The sequence below is a fragment of the Pseudoalteromonas sp. JC28 genome, from assembly GCF_013319255.1.
In the GTDB taxonomy this organism is placed as follows: Bacteria; Pseudomonadota; Gammaproteobacteria; order Enterobacterales; family Alteromonadaceae; genus Pseudoalteromonas.
Map to the genome: position 1 here is coordinate 415,751 of NZ_QOKX01000005.1, position 23,484 is coordinate 439,234.

General features: G+C 44.2%; 23 protein-coding genes. 15 read left to right on the plus strand and 8 right to left on the minus strand.

Features of this window, described 5'->3' with window-relative positions; genetic code table 11:
* Positions 1–78: 78 nt before the first annotated feature.
* Positions 79–672: a DUF998 domain-containing protein gene (locus DS891_RS13820; protein WP_174170085.1), complete on the plus strand. Its 594-nt coding sequence runs from the start codon at positions 79–81 to the stop codon at positions 670–672.
* Here the strand turns inward: DS891_RS13820 and DS891_RS13825 are convergent.
* The 5 genes from DS891_RS13825 to DS891_RS13845 all read right to left on the minus strand — a co-directional run bounded on the left by DS891_RS13825 (position 662) and on the right by DS891_RS13845 (position 4,971).
* Positions 662–1,309, minus strand: a complete 648-nt coding sequence (locus DS891_RS13825) for a tRNA (adenine(22)-N(1))-methyltransferase TrmK (protein WP_174170086.1) — start codon at positions 1,307–1,309, stop codon at positions 662–664. The two genes, DS891_RS13820 and DS891_RS13825, sit on opposite strands and share 11 nt — an antisense overlap.
* A 15-nt stretch (positions 1,310–1,324) precedes the next feature.
* Complete coding sequence (locus DS891_RS13830; RefSeq protein WP_174170087.1) at positions 1,325–2,356, minus strand: DUF2955 domain-containing protein; 1,032 nt, start codon at positions 2,354–2,356, stop codon at positions 1,325–1,327.
* A gap of 1 nt (position 2,357) precedes the next feature.
* Complete coding sequence (locus DS891_RS13835; protein WP_174170088.1) at positions 2,358–3,422, minus strand: HlyD family secretion protein; 1,065 nt, start codon at positions 3,420–3,422, stop codon at positions 2,358–2,360.
* Positions 3,415–3,900 carry a MarR family transcriptional regulator gene (locus tag DS891_RS13840; RefSeq protein WP_039497284.1) on the minus strand — a complete coding sequence of 162 codons (486 nt, stop codon included), beginning with the start codon at positions 3,898–3,900 and terminating at the stop codon, positions 3,415–3,417. Before DS891_RS13840 ends, DS891_RS13835 begins: the two co-directional genes overlap by 8 nt.
* Positions 3,901–3,993: 93 nt before the next feature.
* The gene (locus DS891_RS13845; protein ID WP_174170089.1) at positions 3,994–4,971 is read right to left on the minus strand and encodes a TDT family transporter; all 978 of its coding nucleotides are present in this window, start codon (positions 4,969–4,971) and stop codon (positions 3,994–3,996) included.
* 103 nt (positions 4,972–5,074) lie between these two features.
* On the opposite strand from DS891_RS13845, the gene DS891_RS13850 reads away from it, so the two are divergent.
* The 5 genes from DS891_RS13850 to DS891_RS13870 all read left to right on the plus strand — a co-directional run bounded on the left by DS891_RS13850 (position 5,075) and on the right by DS891_RS13870 (position 11,131).
* Positions 5,075–5,944 carry a LysR family transcriptional regulator gene (locus tag DS891_RS13850; protein WP_174170090.1) on the plus strand — a complete coding sequence of 290 codons (870 nt, stop codon included), beginning with the start codon at positions 5,075–5,077 and terminating at the stop codon, positions 5,942–5,944.
* Positions 5,945–6,062: 118 nt separating this feature from the next.
* Positions 6,063–6,926 carry a DUF417 family protein gene (locus DS891_RS13855; protein ID WP_174170091.1) on the plus strand — a complete coding sequence of 288 codons (864 nt, stop codon included), beginning with the start codon at positions 6,063–6,065 and terminating at the stop codon, positions 6,924–6,926.
* Positions 6,927–7,228: 302 nt separating this feature from the next.
* Positions 7,229–9,334 carry a 5-histidylcysteine sulfoxide synthase gene (gene ovoA, locus DS891_RS13860; protein WP_174170092.1) on the plus strand — a complete coding sequence of 702 codons (2,106 nt, stop codon included), beginning with the start codon at positions 7,229–7,231 and terminating at the stop codon, positions 9,332–9,334.
* 52 nt (positions 9,335–9,386) lie between these two features.
* On the plus strand, positions 9,387–10,493 hold the full coding sequence (locus tag DS891_RS13865; protein WP_174170093.1) for an aminotransferase class I/II-fold pyridoxal phosphate-dependent enzyme: 1,107 nt from the start codon (positions 9,387–9,389) through the stop codon (positions 10,491–10,493).
* A gap of 74 nt (positions 10,494–10,567) precedes the next feature.
* On the plus strand, positions 10,568–11,131 hold the full coding sequence (locus tag DS891_RS13870) for a YSC84-related protein (protein ID WP_174170094.1): 564 nt from the start codon (positions 10,568–10,570) through the stop codon (positions 11,129–11,131).
* 55 nt (positions 11,132–11,186) lie between these two features.
* On the opposite strand, the gene DS891_RS13875 is transcribed toward DS891_RS13870, so the two are convergent.
* The gene (locus tag DS891_RS13875; RefSeq protein WP_174170095.1) at positions 11,187–12,392 is read right to left on the minus strand and encodes a Bcr/CflA family multidrug efflux MFS transporter; all 1,206 of its coding nucleotides are present in this window, start codon (positions 12,390–12,392) and stop codon (positions 11,187–11,189) included.
* A 231-nt stretch (positions 12,393–12,623) separates the two neighbouring features.
* Here DS891_RS13875 and DS891_RS13880 point away from each other — a divergent pair, with 231 nt between their 5' ends.
* Positions 12,624–13,421, plus strand: a complete 798-nt coding sequence (locus tag DS891_RS13880) for a M48 family metallopeptidase (protein ID WP_010377574.1) — start codon at positions 12,624–12,626, stop codon at positions 13,419–13,421.
* 27 nt (positions 13,422–13,448) lie between these two features.
* Here DS891_RS13880 and DS891_RS13885 read toward each other — a convergent pair whose 3' ends face one another.
* Both DS891_RS13885 and DS891_RS13890 read right to left on the minus strand, forming a co-directional pair.
* Positions 13,449–13,955 (minus strand): M48 family metallopeptidase, encoded by a 507-nt coding sequence (locus tag DS891_RS13885; RefSeq protein WP_174170096.1) that lies wholly within the window; start codon positions 13,953–13,955, stop codon positions 13,449–13,451.
* Positions 13,955–14,803 carry a DUF72 domain-containing protein gene (locus tag DS891_RS13890; RefSeq protein WP_158299115.1) on the minus strand — a complete coding sequence of 283 codons (849 nt, stop codon included), beginning with the start codon at positions 14,801–14,803 and terminating at the stop codon, positions 13,955–13,957. The genes DS891_RS13885 and DS891_RS13890 overlap by 1 nt, the downstream gene beginning before the upstream one ends.
* Positions 14,804–14,997: 194 nt before the next feature.
* Between DS891_RS13890 and aspS the strand changes: the two genes are divergently transcribed.
* The 8 genes from aspS (at position 14,998) to tolB (ending at position 23,476) form a co-directional block, all read left to right on the plus strand.
* On the plus strand, positions 14,998–16,782 hold the full coding sequence (gene aspS / locus DS891_RS13895) for an aspartate--tRNA ligase (RefSeq protein WP_174170097.1): 1,785 nt from the start codon (positions 14,998–15,000) through the stop codon (positions 16,780–16,782).
* A 123-nt stretch (positions 16,783–16,905) separates the two neighbouring features.
* Entirely contained in the window at positions 16,906–17,427 is a 522-nt protein-coding gene (gene ruvC / locus DS891_RS13900) for a crossover junction endodeoxyribonuclease RuvC (protein WP_010605128.1), read from the plus strand.
* A 2-nt stretch (positions 17,428–17,429) separates the two neighbouring features.
* Entirely contained in the window at positions 17,430–18,047 is a 618-nt protein-coding gene (ruvA, locus tag DS891_RS13905) for a Holliday junction branch migration protein RuvA (RefSeq protein ID WP_010605127.1), read from the plus strand.
* Positions 18,048–18,049: 2 nt separating this feature from the next.
* On the plus strand, positions 18,050–19,054 hold the full coding sequence (gene ruvB / locus DS891_RS13910) for a Holliday junction branch migration DNA helicase RuvB (RefSeq protein WP_010605126.1): 1,005 nt from the start codon (positions 18,050–18,052) through the stop codon (positions 19,052–19,054).
* Positions 19,055–20,047: 993 nt separating this feature from the next.
* Complete coding sequence (tolQ, locus tag DS891_RS13915; RefSeq protein ID WP_010605125.1) at positions 20,048–20,752, plus strand: protein TolQ; 705 nt, start codon at positions 20,048–20,050, stop codon at positions 20,750–20,752.
* Positions 20,739–21,167 carry a protein TolR gene (gene tolR / locus DS891_RS13920; protein WP_010377593.1) on the plus strand — a complete coding sequence of 143 codons (429 nt, stop codon included), beginning with the start codon at positions 20,739–20,741 and terminating at the stop codon, positions 21,165–21,167. Before tolQ ends, tolR begins: the two co-directional genes overlap by 14 nt.
* Positions 21,167–22,108: a cell envelope integrity protein TolA gene (gene tolA, locus DS891_RS13925; RefSeq protein ID WP_010605124.1), complete on the plus strand. Its 942-nt coding sequence runs from the start codon at positions 21,167–21,169 to the stop codon at positions 22,106–22,108. The genes tolR and tolA overlap by 1 nt, the downstream gene beginning before the upstream one ends.
* 9 nt (positions 22,109–22,117) lie before the next feature.
* A complete protein-coding gene (gene tolB / locus DS891_RS13930; protein WP_010605123.1) occupies positions 22,118–23,476 on the plus strand; it encodes a Tol-Pal system beta propeller repeat protein TolB in 1,359 nt (452 codons plus the stop codon).
* Positions 23,477–23,484: the final 8 nt, after the last annotated feature.

Below are 23,484 nucleotides of genomic sequence, written 5' to 3' on the forward strand. Positions count from 1 at the left end.
GCAGCTGCTTGGTTTCGTATGTTCCTAAATTAGTATAAAGTGTGTAGACATAAATTTAGCGCATTAAGGATAGGCGTGATGTTGCAAGAGTTGGTGAGTTATTTTGGCATACTAGCAAGTATATGGATGCTGGTAGGGGTGTATGGCGTTGCCAAGCGTTATCCAAATTATAGTCACAAAAATCAATTTTGTAGTGAGTTAGGTGCCAGTGGTAGCCCAACAGAACGATTGTCTCCCGCAGTTAATAATTACCCCTTAGCCTTGCTATTTTGTTGTTTTGGTTTTTATATCATCTTGGTACCCGAAGGGAACTGGGCGTTAGGTGTTATTGGCGGTTTGATTGTTTGTCATGGTCTAGCAACCGCTGTTGCAGGTTTCTTTCCTATGGATCCCGATCCATACACAACCTCGCCAAGTCGAGCGTGTACTATTCATTCTTTCGCGGGCATGGTAATGCTATTAAGCTTACTCATCGCCCCTTTATTGGTCTGGTTTGTAAGCCCGTTAAACTCGCTATTTGCTTGGTTTTCTACCGTTTGTGTACTTGTTTGTGTCGGTTTTAGCTATCAGCTTGCCAACGCTTACAAACAAAAACGTAATAGTGGGCTCTATCAGCGATTAAGTTATGGCACTCAGTTAGTTTGGCTGAGTGCGCTGTGTTTTATAGTGTAAGGTGTTGATAAGCCGATAAAATGGCTTGCGCTTCGGGTTTGCCTTTGGCAACTCGTGCATAATGATCCAACGTTTTCTCTAAATAGCGTTTGGAAAGCGTTCCTTGTTGCCAAATCGCTTCGCCCAACGGGGTTATGGCAGCGCCAGTCTTACCTGAAGTAAGATAGAGCACTTCGTAAATACGTCGATTTTCCTCAACCAGTGATTCATGGGTCAGCTTAAGTGGCAAAGATTGCAAGGTTTGCCTCAGGGTATAATGATGATGAACTGGGCAAAGCAAGAAATCGACCTCGTCACGCAAATTGCAGCAAAGACTTGTCATCAGTTCTGCGGTTAAGTCGCCGCCAACACCTGCGATGATCACTAATTGCCTGCCTGAGTATTGTGCAAGAGGGAGCTTCGCAACGTCTTGGGTGTAAAGGCTATAGCGCGTTTCGGCTTCTGGAAAGAAGCGTGTGAGATCCAATTTTACTTTCGCGATAAGCGCTGGGACTACATCAACAAAGTGTATGTGCGCTTGGCTCGAATCTAAAAACTGTGCGCCAAGCTGGCCATGATCGCAGCAGCAGTCCCAAATATGTTGATAGTCTTCAGTAACAACATCATGCAAAGTCTGTAAGCGTTTTCCAAGCTTCAAGTGGATTCCTTTTATTCAGGTGTAGGTATGGTGGCGCGTTGCACTAAAGTGGTTAAGTAGGCGATGAATAAGGTAGATTGCACAGAGACTTACCGTAATTGCAACGCTCACCGAACTGAAGCGATACAGTGCGCTGTAGATCAAATCTTGATTTGGTGCGAGAGACTGACCAAACAAGATCCCAAAAGTGGTAATAATACCAAAGCCAATCCCAGGAGCACCACCACTTAACAAGTGGTAGCGACTAAAAATGAAGACTAAGATCCATAAAATCAAAATTGGAAAAAGTAAAATTTGGCTATAGGTTTGCAGTAGGATTTGCGCTGCTAACGCCAAGTTACAACCTATCAGCGTGCCAACTGCACGTTGCCAGCCCGCTGTGCCCGCCGCTTTCCAACTCAGTGGAAAGAGGATTAATATTGATGCCGCTTGGGCGGAAACGGAATCTTGTAAATCTAGGATTTGGAATATCATAAATGAGAGTGTGGCTACGGTGGCGCACAGTAAGACTTCATGGCGAATACTTGCAGCATCTTTTGCTGGCCGTGGCGGTAATTGACGCACAATAACGTCCGGAAATAACCAATGCATTACATATGCGGTTGCGATACTAATGATAATAGCCAGAGAGTTACTGGCTATGAGTGAATATAAGCCACCACTGGTTGAAGCATAACTGGCAAAATGAAGTTGGATTGATAGTCCCACCACACTCATTGCACCAAATAAGAAATTAACGCCTTTGCTCATTTGCAAAAACAAAAAGGCAAATAAGGCAAAGGTGAGTAAGGACATTAACGCAGGGTGGAAGCCAAATAGCCCTTGTAGCACCAATACCGAAAAGGCACAGACCAACCCACTTAAGATAAACTGGCGCACTATGTGTGCGTTTAACATTGGTACTAACCCAAGTAGCAGCATGGGATATACGGTAAAAAAGATACCGTACGGCCAGTTGAGCAGTTTGCTTAGTGCAAAGCCTAGCGTACTCCCAGTTGCAATACGCAGCATCTGTCTTAGGTCATTGGCGTTCAGTGCAACTTTCATATCAATAAACGTAGTGAAGTAGACTGACGAATTTGATTTGCGCTTGTGCAAGGGTTGCAAGCAAAGTGCTTTCAGGCAGGACTTGAACTGTCGCTCTGGCACCACTTGCTAGTATAGGTAATGGCTCATCAAATGCTAAATGAACGCGTTGACGCTGCGCATCTCGCACCCAGCGATTGGAGGTCTCAACAGCAGCTAATTGGCCGTCGGCATTGAGTTGTCCATCACTGACGCCAGCAGAAAATTCATGGATCACGGCGGGGTAGACTTTGCCCGGTAACGCATCAAAACTCACTAACGCTTGTTCACCAAGTTTGACGTGGTAAAGCGATTTTTCTCTGAAATCCGCAGCTAAGTCAACATTGTCCGAAACCAAACTGGTTAGGCTCACACCCGTGCGAGCATAGGTCCCCGTGGTGATCTGTAAGTTACTAATGATGCCATCATGGGGCGCGCGGACTTCGGTGTAGCTGAGTTGCAATTTAGCCTGCTCTACGGCATTTCGTGCTTGCATTAGTGCAATATTCTGTTCGTCGGTTGCACCACGCTTTACTTCAAGCGCATGTAGATTAGCTTTGAGTGCACTGAGCTGTGACTTAGCCGTCGCAAAATTTGCTTGAATTTGATCTGATTCCTGCGTTGAAATTGCGTGTTGTGACAGCAAAGATTGGCTGCGTTTATAAAGTCGCTGTTGCTCATCATACTTGGCTACAGCAGCCTCTATTTGTGCTTGTTGGGCAACTATCTGGGCGTCTAATTGTTTGTTCTGTTGATTAACTTCTGCCAAAGCGAGCTCAGTCTTAGCTAATGCTAAACGATACGGCGCTTCATCGATAGTAAGTAGTAGTTGGCCTTGCTGAACTCTTTGATTATTGCTGACATTCACGGCAAGCACTTCACCACTGACTTTAGGCGTCACTTTGGTTACTTGATGATACACACGTGCCTGAGGCGTCATTGGTATATAGAGATCAGCAAAGATAAAATAGCTAAAGCAGAGGGCAAAAAGGGCGATTGAAACCTTTACGTAGCGGGAAAATTGCTGATCTGGACTAAGTTTACTCACTGGTACTCCCATTTTCAGAAATATTGTCACAACATTGCTGAGCATTGTTCTCAAGTTTGACCAACGCATGTGCGATAGCATTGAGCTCGTCATCGCTAAGCCCATGATATAAAAGTGCCTTCACTTCACTGATCCGCATCTTTAGCTGCGCTAACTGGGCTTGCCCGTGTTCGGTGAAGTAGATTTTACGACAGCGTTTGTCTTGCTTATCAATGCGGCGCTCTATCACGTTATTTTCTTCTAACTGTTTCATCGTGCGAGTCAGGCTCGGCATTTCGATATCTAAACTGCACGCCAATTGGTGTTGTGTGCAACCTTCACCCAAATGATGAATATGCATCATGGCGGTCCAGCGTGGCTGGGTAAAACCGAGTGGCTCCACAGCTTGGGTTACGGCTTGACGGCAAATTCTATGGACTCGGCCTAACTTGCCACAGAGACTAAGATCGAGCGTTTCATGAAAGGGAAGTGACGACATAACTTAAGATATATTTACTTAGCATGCTAAGTATTCTAAAATAGTTAGCATGCTAAGTAAATGGTGTGTGTTTAGGTTATTGCAATATTAGCTTTAACTCTCTGAATTGGCAGTGCTTATTTTTAGTAAGAATCGCGCATAGTGAATACAAACGTGGCTAATTACTGCGATCGCAACGACAAGTTCAAGCCAAACTAGGTATTGCAACACACTTAACCAGCCTGGGCTTAAGTGTTCGCTGCTTAGCCAAGTGACGACTTTACTAATGGCGGTGACGCCGATGACTAATGGAAAGGTATATGCCGCAAAGGCAGGACTAAATGGCAGCCGTAGCAGCTGAATAAAAGCAAGGTATATCGCTAGGGTCATAATAATAGCGACGCTCAGTAGGGCAAACACCACGCCAGCCGCTGGCATTGGATGGACACTTAAATATCCTGCTAAACATAGACTAGCAGGCGCTGCCATGACTGCAATTGTTGGTTGGGTTTGCTGTGGTATGGCACTGCCTCTACATAAACGGTAAATCATGAACGGTAGCAGCAGTAAGTAAAATATCACTCCCAAGTACCAGAGCCCCATCGCCAATGGTTGCAACGCTGACATGCCGTTAAAGGTGACATCGGCAACGACAAACCCCACTGGGGGAATAAACCAACTTGGCACAAGCTGGTTAAGCTCAAAATTGCGGCTGCGAAAATACACAAAGCTGGCTAGCAAACCCAGATGAACTGCAATGGCGAGTAGCCAAACCACAGTTGCAATAAGGTGAGAATAGGCCGCGATGCTATGAGAAATAACCATGATTGTCATGGCGCTGGTTGGTAAGACACTCCCAACCACTGGATGCGCGAGATCTGCTCTTAATTGAGCGGGTTGATGAATAAACTTAAGCACTAACAGCAATAAAATAAAGCCAGCCAGCAGTGCACTTAAAGGTTTTAACACAAAAAATGCGGGAAAGAGGTTACTGATACACCAGCCTAAACTAGCCAGCCCAAGAGCAAGACCAGACATAGGGGTGGGGATATTGGCGGTGAGTTTTTTACTGTAAGAATGAAGAGTAGCCATGCGTAATTTCACAATAATTGTTCGATGAGGGAATAATACGCTTGCGCTTTAATTAAGAATATCTGAATATATTTAAATTAGTGTTCAGTAATTCTTAACGCCAATGATAACCCTTAAGCAACTCAATGTATTTACGGTAATCGTGCAAGAGCGTTCGATCACGGCTGCAGCGGATAAGCTATGTTTAACTAAGGCTGCTGTTAGCATGGCTCTGGCGGAGTTAGAGCGTCACCTCGAACAACCATTATTCGATCGTGTAAATAATCGATTAATGATAAATCCAGCCGGAGAGTTATTACTACCGCATGCGCATCAAGTGCTAGATAGATGTCGCTTCCTAGAGTCCCTATTTAAAGAAAGCGAGAGGCTATATGGCGAAATTAAAATTGGTGCCAGCGATACCTTAGGCAATCATTTGCTGCCTCCCATGCTAGCGGCTTTTCAGCAGCAAACAGGGCATACGCAGCAGCAGTTGTTTATCACCAATACGGCGAAAGTGTGCGCTATGCTTCGTGACTACGAATTAGACATTGGTTTTGTTGAAGGCCGAGTGATAGGCGAAGGTTTAGACATCATGCCTTGGTTTGAAGATGAAATGTGTATCGTGAGTGCAATGGACTTTGCGGTAACTGACTTTCAAACGCTGATACAAAGTCAATCTCGTTGGTTGTTGCGGGAACAAGGCTCCGGCAGTCGAGAATTTTTCTTAGCGAATATTGCAGCGCAGCTTACGTCGTGGCGAACCGCGTTTGAGTTAAATTCCACCGAGGCGATTATAAATGGTGTGGCGGCAGGGCTCGGTTTAGCGTGTATCTCAAAATACTCCGCTGAACATGCCATAGCACAGCAACGAATTAAGGCGCTTTCAGGTTTAAAAGCCGCACCGAGGCAGTTTTGGTTGGTGACGCGTAAAGATAAATTTCAAAGCCCAATATTAACGCGACTCATTGACTTTGCGACGCACTGGCATTGAACTGGGTTGTGGACCTAACTACTTAGTATACCTTGCAATGGGTATAAACTTCACAAACGCTGAATGAACTTTCTCAAACCTCGGGTCTTATAGACAATAGCATATTAAGAGGTTAGATATGTCGTTTAGAACTATCGATTATTCTATTTCAGGCGTGTTAGCAGTGAGCTTATTACTGCTTGGCATTTCATTTTTGTTTGGCGCTGGGCCAAGTACCATTTCCGGTACCTTTAGCTTTTACGGGTTAACAGAGTGGGTGCCTGTTGCCACACTTGGCATTGTATTTGGCTTTGCGTTAATGGTTGCCGCGGGTCTAGTCATTTTACAGCAATGTAAGATTATTCCTGCGGCGTGGCCGCTTGCCTTAATCGCCATCATTAGTTTATTTACTTTGTTGACGTTGTTTGCCGAAAACCGCTGGATAGCAGCTCATGGCGGCTTTCCCGTTATTGGTTCTGGGCAAGGGATCATCAAGTATTTTGCGTTAGTACCCATCGCACTATTTCTATACTGTCGTCATCATATCAACACGCGAACGCTAGTGTGGGCGAACTATTTCCCGGTGGCATTGGTTTTAGTCTGGATTGGCGGAATGAAATTTCTCGAACTCGAAGCAAAGGCAATCGTGCCGCTAGTGGAAACTTCACCGTTTATGTCTTGGATGTATGACTTGTTTTCCGTGCAAGAAGCCTCAAATGTTATAGGCGTCTATGACGTTTTGATGGCAGGCTTGCTCGGCATTGGCATTTGGTTTAATCAGCGAGTCTTGATTGGCGTTGCAAGCCTTGGGTGTCTTGCGGTGTTTGTTATGACACAAAGCTTTTTGTTTACCGCAGCCGGTGCGTTCAGCGACATGAGTTTGCTTGGTGGTTTAGGACAATTTGTGATTAAAGACTTGTGGTTCATCGCCAATATCATGGTGCTGGTGTTTTTGACATTGGAGTCCAGCTCAGCTGAGTCTTTAGAGCCCGTGGTCGCGTAAATTTCATTGTGATGCAGCCCGGCTGCCAAAAGAGCGTGACCTAAGTTGCGCTCTTTTTATTTTTATCACATATGCCAGATGTACCAAGTGAAGTTTTTTCCGAAAATAGTCTTGTCGGCAGTGAAAATTAAATGTGAATAAGTTAAGGTCATAAAAAGTTGATATCAGTGGTCTAAGCTAGATTATCAAACGTATATAGCAAGATGCCATTGGCATTAAGTGGCAAAGTGAGCAAAGTTTAAAAGCTGCATGCATTGAAATGGTGTATGTATCGAAGTAGCAAGTTTAAAGAAGATAATTGTATGGAAAGACCAAATACATTAAAGCCAATCTGGCTTTCAGGTGGCGACGTGGAGAAAAAGCGCGCTGAGATCAAAGCATACTTCAACAATAGCTGGCAGCAGTACGAATCATTATTTAGCAATATCAACAATGACGACGCCTATTTTGTGAAGGCTGAGCGGTTACGGCATCCGCTCATTTTCTATTTCGGTCATACCGCTTGTTTTTACGTTAATAAGTTGATGTTAGGGAAATATATCACTCAACGCGTTAATCCACACATTGAATCTACCTGTGCAGTTGGCGTAGACGAAATGTCTTGGGATGACCTTGATGGCAATAATTACGATTGGCCAACAGTGCCAGAAGTGCGTGCTTATCGCCAACAAGTGAATGCACTTATTAACGGGTTAATCGATGAGATGGATATTACTCTACCAATTACGCAAGATAGCCTTGTGTGGGTTGTTTTGATGGGTATTGAACACGAACGTATCCACCTAGAAACCTCTTCTGTGATAATGCGGATGTTGCCGCTGGCTGACTTGACTTTACAACCCGGTTGGGAAGCGTGTGATGAGTACGGTGATGCACCTGACAACAACCTAATCTCAGTAAGCGGTTGTGATGTTCGCCTCGGTAAACCTGAATCAAATCAAACCTACGGTTGGGATAACGAATATGGTGTACAAGACGTCAAAGTGGCACCATTCAAGGCCAGTAAATATGTGGTTTCAAACCAAGAGTTTTTAACCTTTGTCGAAGCTGGTGGCTACAATCAGCCTGAGTTTTGGACGGCTGAAGGTCAAGCTTGGCTGGCTTCAACTAAATCAACCATGCCGCGTTTTTGGGTAAAAAAAGACACAGGATTTTGGCAACGAAACTTAGCCGAAGAAATCCCTTTACCACTCAATTGGCCAGTTGAGGTTAATTACCTTGAAGCGAAGGCTTTTTGTAACTGGAAGTCTGAGCAAAGTGAGCACTTTGTACGCTTACCAACAGAAGCAGAGTGGCAAGTACTACGCGATAAGCTTGATGTTGATCTGCCGACATGGAGCGAAGCGCCGGGAAACATCAACCTTGAGGTATGTGCTTCAAGCTGTCCGGTTAACCGTTTTGAAACTGAAGGTTTATTCGACATCATCGGCAATGTTTGGCAATGGACGGAAAGTCCGATCGACGCATACAGCGGCTTTAAAGTGCACCCTTTATACGATGATTTCTCAACCCCTACTTTTGACGGTAAACACAATTTGATCAAAGGTGGCTCCTGGATTTCTACAGGTAACGAAGCCGTGCGAGATTCACGTTATGCCTTTAGACGCCACTTCTTCCAACATGCAGGATTCAGATACATCGAAAGTGAAGAATCACAAGTGCCAGTGCAAAAGGTCAACCTGTGTGAAATGGATGCGGACGTTGCCAATGCGCTACATAGCCACTACGGAAAGCCAGTTATGCATTTTGGCAATCCATTGCAAAGTGTTGTTTCACAGCTAATGGTGCATTATCAAGGTAATACAGATAAAGCGCTGGATTTGGGTTGCTCGGTCGGTCGTGCAAGTTTTGAATTAGCGAAACACTTTACTCAAGTAGATGGCATTGATTTTACTGCGCGCAATATTCAACACGCGTTGGCCTTAAAAGAAGGCACGCCGGTACGCTTTGCTACCGAGATTGAAGGTGAAATTGTGGACTTCCACGAAGTGTCTACTTCGCAATTAGGTTTTAATGAACTCAGTGAGCGTATCCATTTCTGCCAAGGGGATGGGCATAACCTTAAACCACAATTCGCCGAGTATGACTTAATCTTGTGTCATCGTGTTGTGGAATACTTATATTCACCAAAAACCTTTTTAAACCAAATTAAATCGCGCTTGAATGCAGGCGGGATCCTTGCGATAAGCTCAGCCTATCAGTGGGATAAAGCGCTAACCCAAGCACAAAACTGGTTGGGCGGTTATAAGGTCAGTGGTGAGAACGTCACGGGCCGTGATGGTTTAGAAATTTTACTGGGACGAGATTTTGAACTGTTGGCTGAAGATGAAGTAATGTCCGCCATAAGCAAAAACGCACGTAAAGTTGAACTAGAGCGATGCCAACTTACGCTATGGCGTCTTAAATAGTCGTTGATACACATGCCAGCCAAAGTGCTGGCATGACTTTTTAGGTTAGAGAATGGAATTAGTATTACCCGATCACATTAAGTTTAGTCAAAGCTTGGCTACTCCCATCGACATCAACTTGAGTGATTCCTGCGCTCAAGGCGTCACGCTTGGCGAACTTATTGAGCTTGGTGGCGGTAAAATGCCAGACATTGAACTGGGTTACAATCCGATTGCGGGCAGTGAAGGGCTAAAAGCGGCGATTAAAGCTTATCATCTGCCGACGACGGCATGTGTGGATCTTAATCAAATCGTGTCATTTAGCGGTGCTCAAGAAGCTATTTTCACTACGATGGCGCAATTACTAGACCCACAAGATGAGGTGGTGGTCTGTACGCCAAGTTACCCATCGCTTGCAACACTTCCCAAACAGTTTGGCGCTATCGTCAACACGGTGGCATTGCGAGAAGAGGACAACTGGCAGGTTGATATAGAAAGACTCAAAAACGCAGTGACGACAAAAACCAAACTCATTATCGTCAATGCCCCTCATAATCCAACGGGCACAGGCTTGACTGACAAAGAAGTTGGACAAATACAGCAGCTAGCAGAGCAGTGTGGTGCTTACATTTTAAGTGATGAAGTATCAGCACAGAGCCATGGCGATGACCGCGCAGTAAGTGGGCGCTTTTCGGCTTATCCGCGGTCGATTACGTTAGGCGTATTATCCAAAAGTATGGGCTTACCTGGCATCCGAGTAGGGTGGGCAATTTGCGGTTCGAAAGCACTAGCAGATGCGCTGTTGGCCGGTAAAAGTTACTTAAGCATTTGTGGCAGTAAAGTAGATGATTTATTGGCGACGACCGCATTACTGCATAGTGAAACTATCTTAGCGTATAATGCGAACATCATTGCAAATAACGTCCAATTGATGCGTGAATTTGTCAGTTTATACTCGCAAAAAGTGACTTGGGTTGAGCCTCGTGGAGGTGTGTTGTCATTACTGAAGATTAATTCAGTACGGGATTCTGAAAAGTGGTCACGTCAATTTGCAGAGACCTCGAACACGCTATTGTTACCCGCAAAGTTATTTCTATTGGAGAGCGAGTGCCACTTCCGTTTAGGAACGGGCAAGCGTAACTTTGCCGCTGGTTTGGCAAGGCTCGAAACATATCTCTAAATTAATCCAGCATTCAAACTAAGCGTCTATGATAGGTAATGTTATTTTCAATTAATGCAGGAAAGGAAGAACCTATGGTAAACGTTAAACATTTAATGGCTGGCTTTTTGGCCGTCATGCTTAGTGCATGTGCTTCAATGGGCGATGGTGACAAGGTTGAAAAGCAACGTGCCATCCTAGATATGAAAAACGATGTACTTACTCAGCTTTACAGCAAAAAGCCAGATACGCGTTCGCAAATTGCGGCAGCGCCGGGCTATGCTGTTTTTTCTAATGCCAATATTAATCTGCTATTTGTTGCAGCTGGAACAGGTTACGGTGTCGTACACGATAATACGGCAGGAAGTAACACTTATATGAATATGGCTGAAGGTGGTGTAGGTCTTGGTCTCGGTGTAAAAGATTATCGTATTGTGATGGTATTCCATACTCCTGAAGCAATGAATAAGTTTGTTACTTCAGGCTGGACGTTTGGCGGAAATGCAGATGCTGCAGCGAAAGCCGCTAAAAAAGGTGCGTCGGTAGAAGGCGAAGCCTATTATGGTGATGTTACTGTGTACACCTTTACTGAAAGTGGTTTGGCACTGCAAGCAACAGTAAAAGGCACTAAGTTCTGGAAAGATAAAGAGCTAAATTAACCTGATATAATAACGATTTTAGAGAAAAGCCCCGCAAGTCGGGGCTTTTTGTGATTTACTCTTTGATTTCTGTGGCGTTGAGACTTTTCTCAAAACGCCTATTTAACAATTGGCAGACGATAGTCAACACAATGGCAGCGAACATAAAGCATGAGAACGGCAAAGGTGACTCAGGAACCGCGAGTGCAAGTAAGGGGCCGACCAAAGCGCCGCTACCAAATCGTAGCGTGCCTATCACCGCGGTAGCGGTACCGGTTTGATGCTCAAAGCCCAGTAATATCAGCGCATCAGCGTTGCTGGCAATGATCCCCAAACTCATCATCAAAGGTGCAATGGCAGAAGCTAGCACCCAAACCGAGACTGATTGGCTGCTGAGTATGACCAGTAGTGTCGCGAAGACGATACCAATAGTAAGACCGATATTGAGCATTTTCCTAGAACCAAGCCTTGGCACTAAACGCGTGTTGGCAAAGTTACCGAGCATCAATGCAATCACATTCATGGCGAATAACACTCCAAACAGCTGCTCCGACACACCATAATATTCAAGATAGATAAACGAAACTGAGGTTAAAAAGCAAAAGAATGCGAATGATGCCAGCATCGAAGAAAGAATATCGTAGCGGGCCTTTTTTTGTGTTAACACAATGCGATAGTTTTTTAAGAAGAACGATAAGCTAAGCGGTACATCGGCTTTGGTTGGAATTGCAATACAGAAAAACTGTAATGCGATGATAACCAGTACCGCATAAACCGCTAAGAACCAAAAAATGGCGTGCCAATCAAAGTACAACAAGATCAACGCACCAAGAGAGGGAGCAATAAGTGGCGCGATCATCATGATCATCGAAACATAAGACATCCCTTTGGCTGTGTGTTCTTTGTAATAATAGCGGATCACGCCTGGTACAACGACAGTCGCTGCGGCACCACAAAATGCTTGAACAACACGTAAGAAGCAAAACATATCGATGTCATTCGTTAGCGCAAGCCCAATTGACGATGCTGTAAAGCCGACCAAGCCCCAAATAGCTAACGTCTGTCTTGAGAATCTATCAGCAAGGGGGCCAAACACCATCATGCCGACAGCATAACCTGCTAAATAGCTACTAAGAGAAACCTGTACTTGCTCAAGCGGGCTATTCAAGCTGTCTGCAATCGCAAGCATCGCGGGGAGATACAAGTCGATAGCCAAAGGCGTTATCGCGACAATACTAGCCAGTAATGGCAAGAGTATTGCTGGGAGTGTTGATGACTTCATATGTTGGTATTGTTACCTTGTTAATGTTAAGCAGAATAAATACACCAATCAGAGACGCTTTATATGGAAATGGAACTCGGTGCACTAGAGTGGAGCAACGAAAAGACGGCGTTCTGATCAGCAGAAGTTCATGAAAAATTTTTTATATTGTACTAAGTTAGTCTCGTTAAGTGACGAAATTGCGGTAAACTTAGAGAAACTTAAGTTATAAAATAAGAAAAGGAACAAGTTATGAAAAAACTGGTTCTCGCGATAGCTGTGGCAGCAACGCTTGCTGGCTGCAAAACATCGCCTACCGGACGCACTCAGTTAGCACTCTATTCCGAGCAGCAAATGGACCAAATGGGTGTTGCAAGCTTTGAACAAATGAAGCAAGAGCAAAAAGTTGATACTGATGCTAAAACCAATCGCTACGTTAAGTGTATTGCAAATGCCTTAATAGCACAACTCCCAGCAAACTACGCAAACCAGCAATGGGAAGTTGTGGTATTTGAAGATGACTCTGCTAATGCATTTGCACTACCCGGCGGCAAAATCGGGGTTCATACGGGGATTCTCAAAGTTGCAGAAAACCAAGATCAACTTGCTGCGGTGATGGGCCATGAAGTAGGACATGTTATTGCTGAACACGCTAATGAGCGTGTATCGCAAAACAGTGTGTTGCAGTTTGGCCTGCAAGCAGGGGCGGCGGTGCTTGAAATGAATAATATCGAATATCGCAATGCCATTATGCAGGGATTAGGTCTTGGCGCGCAGTATGGTGTCGCGCTGCCATTTAGCCGCTCTCATGAAAGCGAAGCGGACGTTATCGGCCTAGATCTAATGGCCAAGGCAGGCTTTAATCCTGAAGGCTCGGTTGCGCTTTGGCAAAATATGGCGAAAATGAGCGAACAGCGTCCACCAGAATTTATGTCGACGCACCCTGCGCCTGAAAATCGAATTAAGCAATTACAAGCAAACATGACAACTGCCCAAGCAACCGCTAACAAAGCGCGTACGGGTGGTTTTGCACCAAGCTGTAAACGCTAATTTCTCAAAACACCAATTACCCTTAAGTTAAGTGTAATTGGTGTTGCCTTCTGTTTCACACATCAGCATAAATAGCCGTAACTCTAGCTCAAGTTGATGATAGTGGGGTTCCATATGCTGACAAAGCTTGTAAAACGCCTTGTTATGGTCTTTCTCTTTAAAGTGCGCTAGCTCGTGTACAACCAATGCTCGTAGCACTGCCTCGGGTGCGTGTTTTAACTGTGCTGCAATGTGTATTTGGTGCGACGTTTTTTGTTTTTGCCCGTGTCGTGTGGTTTTGAACGTATGGGTTCCTAACGCATTCAATACCATATTGTTGCGCTTTTCAAACTTGGCCTGCGATACCCGTGGGGTATTTTTTAAGTACTGCTGTCTTAATCCTTCCACATATTCGTAAAGTAGCTTATCGCTTTTGATTTGATGCGGTTCAGGATAGCGGCTTTTGAAAAAAGCACTGAGTCGTTTGCTCTCTATTAATTGAGTGACTTGAGTCTGGATTTGCTCTGAGTAGTTTAAAAAATAGGGATGGGACATTAAAACAGCGCCTCTTGCTTTGCTTCTTTTTCAGCGGGGAATGGATTGCTTACTTGATGATGTATCTCTAAATCTGCAATAAATTGTCTCGCTAAAAATGGCGCATCAAAATTGTCTGCGGTATGGAAAAACACATAAGGTGATTTACCTTCGCTGAGCCATTGATTGAGTTTAGTTAACCAAGGCTGATAAAAGTCTCTATTAGACTCAAGCTGAGAGCAACCAACAAATCGCAGAATAGGGCTGTCTCCAGTGGCAATTGCATGCACAGGTAATCGCGGCTTCTTTTGCTGTGCATCTACTATCGCAGGAGTACTGGCAGGCTCGCTGAAGAGTGCGCGAGTATCCATCACGATGCGGTTGTAGTTATTTTCGATTAAATATTGGTTGTATCTGCGCTCAGCATCGCCTTTGCGGTAAAAGTCCCAATGCCGTACTTCAACACCAACAGTTAGCGCTTTGGGCAACCAAGATAAAAATTGTCGCATTTTATTTATATGTTCAGGCGCAAACTGCGCAGGTAATTGCAGCATTAACACGCCTAATTTAGGAAACAGCGGCGCCATGTTTTTACACCAAGCCAATAATTCATCTTGGCAGTGGCTAAGTGCCATTTCATGACTAAAACGCTTAGGAATTTTAAACGTAAAGCGAAAGTCATCGGGCACTTGTTCTAGCCATTTTAATACGGTCTGCGGATTTGGATCGGCATAAAAAGTCGTATTGCCTTCAACGCTATTAAAAATTTGGCCATACTCTTTGAGCATATTTGTGGCACTACAATGGCTGGAAAATACTCGACCTTTCCAGTGTGCGCTACTCCATTGTGGGCAACCCAGATACAACATAGTGATCAAAACAACGATTAAATGTGTGAATAGTGTATCAGATCCTTAGATTGAGGATGACAATGCAGCGTATTTTTATATAATTGGCGGTTATTGAAAATGAGTCTTAGCGACTGGCTTACCAATACTGTGAATTCATATTGTGTGGTGAGAAGTGATTAGTCGTAAGAGCAAACTGGACTGACAGGAATTTTATGCGCTCTATATACTGCGGAAAACTAAATAAGAGCCATGTAGATCAGGAAGTTGAACTATGTGGTTGGATCAATAAACGTCGTGACCTTGGCGGCCTAATCTTTGTCGATTTAAGAGATAGAGAAGGGCTTGTGCAAGTGGTATTCGATCCTGAAGTGGAAGGCTTAATGGATAAAGCGAATACGTTGCGCCAAGAGTTCTGTGTTCAGATCAAAGGTGTTGTCCGTGCGCGTCCTGAAAGCCAAGTAAACAAAGACATGGCAACCGGTGAAGTTGAGATCTTAGGCACTGGCTTAACCATTATCAACCGTTCAGAACCATTACCGCTTGACTTCAATCAGCAAAACTCTGAAGAGCGTCGTCTAAAGTACCGTTATTTAGACCTACGTCGTCTAGAAATGAGCGATCGCATTAAAATGCGTGCTAAAGCGAGTAGCTTCGTGCGTCGTTTCTTGGATGAAAATGCATTCTTAGACATTGAAACGCCAGTACTAACGAAAGCGACACCTGAAGGTGCACGCGACTATCTAGTACCAAGTCGTGTCCACAAAGGCAGTTTCTATGCGCTACCGCAGTCGCCGCAGCTATTTAAGCAGCTACTAATGATGTCTGGTTTTGACCGCTACTATCAAATCGTAAAGTGTTTCCGTGATGAAGACTTACGTGCCGATCGCCAGCCAGAGTTCACTCAGATCGATATCGAAACGTCATTTATGAGCTCAGACCAAGTTCGTGGCGTGACAGAAAAAATGATCCGTGAAATGTGGCAGTCTTTCCTAGACGTTGATTTGGGTGAGTTCCCTGTGATGCCATACAGCGAAGCGATGAGCAAATATGGTTCGGATAAACCAGACCTACGTAACCCGCTTGAGCTTATCGACGTTGCAGACATCGTAAAAGACGTTGAATTTAAAGTACTAAGTGGCCCAGCGAATGACGAAAAAGGTCGTGTTGCAGTACTATCAGTACCAGGTGGCGCACAACTTTCACGTAAGCAAATCGATGAATATACTAAGTTTGTAGGTATTTACGGTGCGAAAGGCCTTGCTTGGATGAAAGTGAACGACCGTGATGCGGGTAGCGAAGGCGTACAGTCACCAATCGCTAAGTTCTTGAATGAAGAAGTGATCAATGCACTGCTTGAGCGCACAGGCGCAAACACAGGTGACATTATTCTATTCGGCGCAGACAAGCGTAATACTGTAAACGAAGCGATGGGCGCGCTACGTCTGAAGATTGGTCTTGATTTAGAAATCACAGATCTAACTAAGTGGGCACCACTTTGGGTTGTTGACTTCCCGATGTTCGAAGAAGACGACGAAGGTAACCTACACGCGGTACACCACCCGTTTACCGCGCCTAAAGGCGTAAGTGCTGCGGACCTTGAAGCAAATCCAGCAGGTACACTTTCTGATGCATACGATATGGTACTTAACGGCTACGAAGTCGGTGGCGGTTCGGTTCGTATTCACAACAACGAAATGCAACAGGCTGCGTTCAGGATCCTAGGCATTGAAGAGTCTGAGCAGCAAGAGAAGTTTGGTTTCTTACTTGATGCTCTGAAGTATGGCACGCCTCCGCACGCAGGTTTGGCATTCGGTCTTGACCGTTTGGTGATGCTACTGTGTGGCACTGACAACATCCGTGACGTTATTGCGTTCCCGAAAACGACGCAAGCGTCGTGCTTGATGACTGATGCGCCAAGCCCTGCAAACCCAGATGCGCTAAAAGAGCTTGCTATCTCAATAGAAAAGCAGTTAACAGAGCAAGGTGAAGGCGAGTAAGTTCGTCAACCTGATGTAAAAGAGGCGACTTAGGTCGCCTTTTTTGATCAGATGAACTAGCTTATAACTGGTAATCTATACAGTATTTTGGCATTATAACCAAAAAACCAAGAGACGATGCGTTTGGCTGTCATTTTAGGAATTGATCCGGGGTCAAGATTTACAGGCTATGGTGTGATTGCTCACCAAGGTGCAAAGTTCCAATATTTGGGGAGCGGTTGCATTAAAGTTGGTGAACATGACTTTCCCACTCGATTAAAAATGATCTATCAAGGGATCACACAGCTCATAGAGCAGTTTTCGCCGAGCGACTTTGCGATTGAGCAAGTGTTCGTTGCGCATAATCCAAGCTCAGCCTTAAAACTTGGTCAAGCGCGAGGTGCGGCCATTGTTGCAGCGACCATGCAGTCAGTGGTTGTGAGTGAATATTCGGCAAGGCAAGTTAAACAAGCCGTTGCGGGTACCGGTGGTGCAGACAAAGCCCAAGTACAGGAAATGGTAAAGCGCATATTAAAATTGCCAGGCACACCCCAAGCTGATGCAGCAGATGCGTTGGCGGTGGCGATTTGTCACGCGCACTCAAGGCAAAACTTAATAAAAATGGCAGGCGCAGCGCGTAAAACCGTAAGAGGAAGGTTGAGATAACGATGATAGGAAAATTAAGCGGAACACTGTTAGAAAAGCAGCCACCAGAGATATTAATTGATGTTGCAGGTATAGGTTATGAGGTACAAATGCCAATGACCTGTTTTTATGAATTACCGAGCGTGGGCGAGCCGGTTTCCGTATTTACTCACTTTGTGGTGCGTGAAGATGCGCAGTTACTGTTTGGTTTTAATACCAAGATAGCACGTGCATTGTTTCGCACGTTAATTAAAGCAAACGGAGTCGGTCCAAAGCTCGGACTTGCAATTTTGTCGGGCATGTCGGCAGAGCAATTTGTTAGCTGCGTGAATCATGGCGATGCAACGACTTTGGTTAAGATCCCAGGAGTTGGTAAAAAGACCGCTGAGCGCCTAGTGCTTGAAATGAAAGATAAGCTAAAAGACTTTGGCAATGACTTACTCACACCGTTTAGCGATGCCGCTGTACTTGCGCCGCAAGAGCATCCGACGGTAAGTGATACCCCAGCAGATGAAGCGATTGCAGCCTTAATGGCATTAGGGTATAAACAAGTTCAAGCACAAAAAGCGGTAAAAGCCGTAAACAGAGAAGGCATGACGACCGAGAGTATCATTAAAGACGCTCTTAAATCGATGATGTAACTATGATTGAAGCAGATAGATTAATTGAACCTGAGATCCAAGGTAATGAAGATTTAGTAGATAGGGCGATTAGACCTAAATTACTAAATGATTATACCGGTCAGCCGCATGTCAAAAAGCAAATGGAAATTTTTATAGCGGCGGCACGTTCAAGACAGGAAGCCTTAGATCACTTGCTGATATTTGGTCCGCCGGGTTTAGGTAAAACCACGCTTGCGAACATTGTCGCAAACGAGCTTGAGGTTAATATAAAAACCACCTCGGGACCTGTGCTTGAAAAAGCGGGAGACTTGGCCGCATTGCTCACTAACCTTGAAGAAGGGGATGTGTTATTTATTGATGAGATCCATCGTTTAAGTCCTCAGGTGGAAGAAATTCTCTATCCCGCTATGGAAGACTACCAATTGGACATCATGATTGGTGAAGGCCCTGCAGCACGCTCGATTAAACTGGATTTACCGCCTTTTACTTTGGTTGGCGCAACGACACGTGCCGGCTCATTAACCTCACCATTAAGAGATCGTTTTGGTATTGTGCAGCGCTTGGAGTTTTACTCGGTTGCGGATTTGTCTTCGATTGTAACGCGCTCAGCGCATCATTTAAATCTAGAGATCAGCGAGTCGGGTGCAACTGAAGTGGCGCGTCGAGCGCGCGGTACACCACGAATAGCAAATCGTTTACTACGCAGGGTAAGAGACTTTGCTGAAGTGAAGGGCGATGGCTCTATCACTGAAGAGATTGCACACTTGGCGCTGGATATGGTCGATGTTGATAAATGTGGCTTCGATTATATGGATCGCAAATATCTGCTGGCAATCATAGAAAAGTTTACCGGTGGCCCGGTTGGTCTTGATAACCTTGCTGCGGCGATTGGAGAAGAAAAAGAAACCATCGAAGATGTGATAGAACCATTTTTGATCCAACAAGGCTTTATTCAACGCACGCCAAGAGGACGTATTGTCTCTGATAAAGCCTATATGCATTTTGAGCTAAGCAAGCCAGAATAATCCAAGCTGGGTAACAAACACCTTTGTTCTTCATAGCCGAGTATTCACTCGGCTATTTCATTTCTACATTAGAGTTTTGCAAATCACGTTTGCATAAATCCATAATTTTGTATCAGCTCAATTCAAGCAAGATTCATTACCGCTGAAGTAATTTACCTGTGTGTTATACGTTGCTTAAACTATTTGTAGATTGCCTCGTCCTTTAAACCAAGTGCTAAATAAAAACCGCAAAATAATCGAGTGTTAAAGAAAACGAGGAGAGTAATAAGGGGCGTGCACCAAATTTCAGGCAAAAAAAAGCCCGCAAATAATGCGGGCAAAACAACAAGTTGAAGGAAGTAATCCAGGGAACAAGATGAGTTACTTTGGGTTTTATCCACAAAATGCATCATCTAAGCAATACGAAAAATCAGAATCCTATTGCAAGTAACTGTGCTTTGCTGAAACTTCAGCTGCTCGCTCAGTACAGGGTGTATATTAAAGAGGTTTTGGTTTTTCATCAAACTAGAAAAATTCTTTTTTCAGATAAAAAAAACTAATATCAGAATTTTTATTGAGGCTAAAAAGTGAGCTTAAATGTGGCGATGTATTTGTATAAGTTCATGTAAAATATGGGGTTGTATGTTAAATGCGCAAAATGTAAATATTAGATAATCTGTTGTTAATTGGTAAGACCAATTTGTTTTTTGAGGTTTTATTCTCTATTTGTGCATAAAACTCCTATTTTATGCAGTTTTGGGTCATATTTAGAGACTGTGATGGAGATTGCCGAATTTGCTTAAGTTTGGGTAAAGCAAAGGGAGTTACACTGTTTTGCTCTATTTATCGTCAAATACAATGAATTCGCAGTATTGAGATTGTAAGGTATTTGTAGTGTGGTTAAACTAGCTGAACCTTTTGGTAGTAAATCTAGTCTATTTCTAGATATTGCTCAGTAGAGCGCAAGAATATAAATGGCTACCATTGCCGAAACACTTTTGGGAGTATAATAACGTGGAATCGGGACTAAATTTTGTCGATCTAATTTTAAAAGCCAGTTTTTTGGTACAACTTGTAATGTTGACCCTGGTGGGATTGTCTATTGCTTCTTGGGCAATTATTTTTCAACGTAAAACTGTCATTTCTCAAGCCCAAAGCCAATCAAAGAATTTCGAGCAAAAATTTTGGTCCGGTATGGATCTTAGCAAACTCTATAATGAAATAGCTGCAAGGGCTGGTAGTGCAACAGGGTTAGAAGCGTTATTTGTATCCGGCTTTAAAGAATTTGCAAAGCATAAAAAAGGCAATATCCAATCTCCTTCGATTGTTGTTGAAGGTACTCACCGTTCAATGCGTGTCGCGCTTTCTCGTGAAATTGAAAAGTTAGAATCAAGCCTCTCTTTCTTAGCGACAGTTGGCTCTATCAGTCCTTATATCGGTCTATTTGGTACCGTTTGGGGGATCATGAATGCTTTCATCGCGCTTGGCGAAGTGAAACAAGCGACACTGCAAATGGTTGCACCAGGTATTGCTGAGGCGTTGATTGCAACAGCCATGGGTCTGTTTGCGGCAATTCCAGCGGTTATGGCGTATAACCGATTTGCCAAAAATGTAGAAAAGCTAGAAACTCAGTACATTAACTTTATGGAAGAGTTCGCTAACATTCTTTATCGTCAGGCTGCAACACAAGTAGAGGCAAAACAAAATGTATCAGCGTAAGAGACGTCGTCCCGTCGCGGAGATCAACGTCGTTCCTTATATTGATGTTATGTTGGTGCTGTTAATCATTTTTATGGCAACGGCTCCACTTATCCAACACGGCGTAAAAGTAGACTTACCTCAGATGGAAGAGTCTGAATTGGTTGAAACCAAAGACTCGCCACCGATTATTGCCACCATTGATGCTGAAGGTCGCTATTTTGTTACTGTCGGTACCGATCCTGAAGCACCGATGGATGCCGTAGAAGTAGCTGCGGTGATTAAACTAAAGTTAGAACAAAATCCAGATACTCCTGTGATGATCAAAGGTTCAGGCAGAGTGTCATATCAAGAAGTACTCTATTTAATGGACTTCTTGAAAAAAGCGGGTGTTCCTTCTGTTGGCTTAATGACTAAATCATTTGAGGATGAGTAATGAGTTCATTATCTAGCAGCGTAGTTAAGTCAGTATTGCTTCATGGCGCGATTGGCGGTCTGCTATTTGCTACGGCAAATTTTCAAGTTGAAACACCTACTGTGATGGAAGTCACCTTAAATCCACAGCAGAAAGATCAAAAGCCTGAAAGGGCGGTTTCTGCAGTGTCGGTTGATCAGCAAGCGGTTGAGAAAAAGATTGCTGATTTAAAGAAGCGTGAAGAAGAAAAGCAAGCTGCTGAAGATCGCCGTATTCGCGATCTTGAACAGCGAGCACAGCAAGCTAGAAAAGACCGTGAAGCCGAAGCTCGGCGCATAAAAAAGCTGGAGCAAGAGCGTCAAGCTAAGTTGGAAGAGACTCGCCAAGCTGAGGCGCAAGCTAAACGCGCTCGCGAAATTGAGAAAAAGCAACGTGAACAGGCTGATAAAGCGAGAGCTGAAAAAGCCGCTGCGGAAGAAGCTGCTAAAAAGGCTGCTGCCCAACGCCAAGCTGAGGAAGATCGCTTAAGAAAGGCCGAAGAGGCGAGGAAACGTCGCGAAGCTGAGGAAAAACGAAAAGCGGAAGAAGCGGAGCGTCAACGTCAAAAGGCACTTGAAGAACAAATGCTGCGTGACCAGCTTGCCAAAGAGCAGGCAGCAAGAGCTAAGATCCGTCAACAGCAAGTATTGAGCGAAGTGGATAAGTTTAAAGCGCTTATTATGCAACGCATTCAAGCAAACTTGCTTATTGATGAAACAATGAAAGGTAAACAATGCCGAGTAAACATTCGTCTTGCCTTTAATGGCCTTGTGACGCATGTAGAGTCATTGGGTGGCGATAAGCTTGTATGTGAAGCCGCTATCCGTGCTGTGAAAATGGCAGATACTTTACCTGTTTCTAAAGATAAAGACGTGTTTGAACAGCTTAAGAATATCAATTTAACAATTAAACCAAATTTTTAAAGGACGAACATGCTAAAGAAGTTCACAACCTTATTGCTGGTTTTTACTCTGGGTGTTTCACAGTTTGCGCAAGCCGCACTTGAAATTGTGATAACAGAAGGGGTAGACAGTGCTAGACCCATCGCAATTGTACCATTTAAATATAATGGCACTGGTGAAATGCCGTCGAGTTTAAGTGACGTTATTTCTGCAGACTTGATGCGCAGCGGTAAATTTAAGCCTGTTGCCGAGGCTGACATGCCTCAATTACCAACAACTGACTCGGAAATCGACTACGCTGCATGGGTCGATGCAGGGGTTGAAGCGGTAGTTGTAGGCACCGTGACCCAGCAATCTGCTGGACGTTACTTGGTAAAGTATGAACTGATTGACGTGATCAGAGCACAGCTGACCGGTGGTGAAACTCGCATAATGTCGAATGGTCGCTTAATGCAAAGCGACGATCATGTGCTTGAAGGACGCCAAAGTATTGTTAGCAGTACAGGCTTTAGAAATTACGCGCACCAAATTAGCGACGTAGTATATGAAGCTTTAACAGGTGAGCGAGGCGCATTTAGAACTAAGATTGCCTACATTATCGTGCGTGACGGACAGGATAAGCCATACCAATTAGTTGTTGCCGATTATGATGGTTACAACGAGCAGGTGTTATTGCGCTCAAAAGAGCCGTTAATGTCGCCTGCTTGGTCGCCAGATGCAAACAAACTTGCGTACGTGACTTTTGAAAATCGCCAATCCCAAATTTACATTCAAGATATCTATACAGGAAAGCGTGAACTGATCACTAGCCATCCAGGTATTAATGGTGCGCCACAGTTTTCTCCTGATGGAACTAAATTACTTGCGGTACTCTCTAAGGACTCAGGTGGTGCGACAGAAGTTTATCTAATTGACCTTAAAACTCGTCAAGAAACACGCTTAACTCGACACCGTAGTATAGATACTGAGCCTTCTTGGCACCCAAACGGTCAAGAAATTGTGTATACATCTGAAAGGGGTGGTAATGCTCAGATTTATAAGTTAAATTTAAAAACTGGTAGGTCTAAGCGAGTGACGTTCGACGGCGACATGAACTTAGCAGGTTCGATCACACCAGATGGAAAGCGTCTGATTATGGTTAACCGCACGCTTGGCCGTTACCACATTGCGAAAAAAGAATTAGATTCCGGGCTGTTTCAAGTTCTCACTCGTACGAGATTAGATGAGTCTCCGAGTATTGCACCAAATGGCTCGATGATAATATACAGCACCTTGCACAATAATAAGCAGGTATTGGCATTGGTGTCTATGGATGGTCGTTTTAAGGCAAGGTTACCTGTCTTGGATGGCCAAGTTAAGGCACCAGCCTGGTCGCCGTTTTTACAGTAATTTTGCTG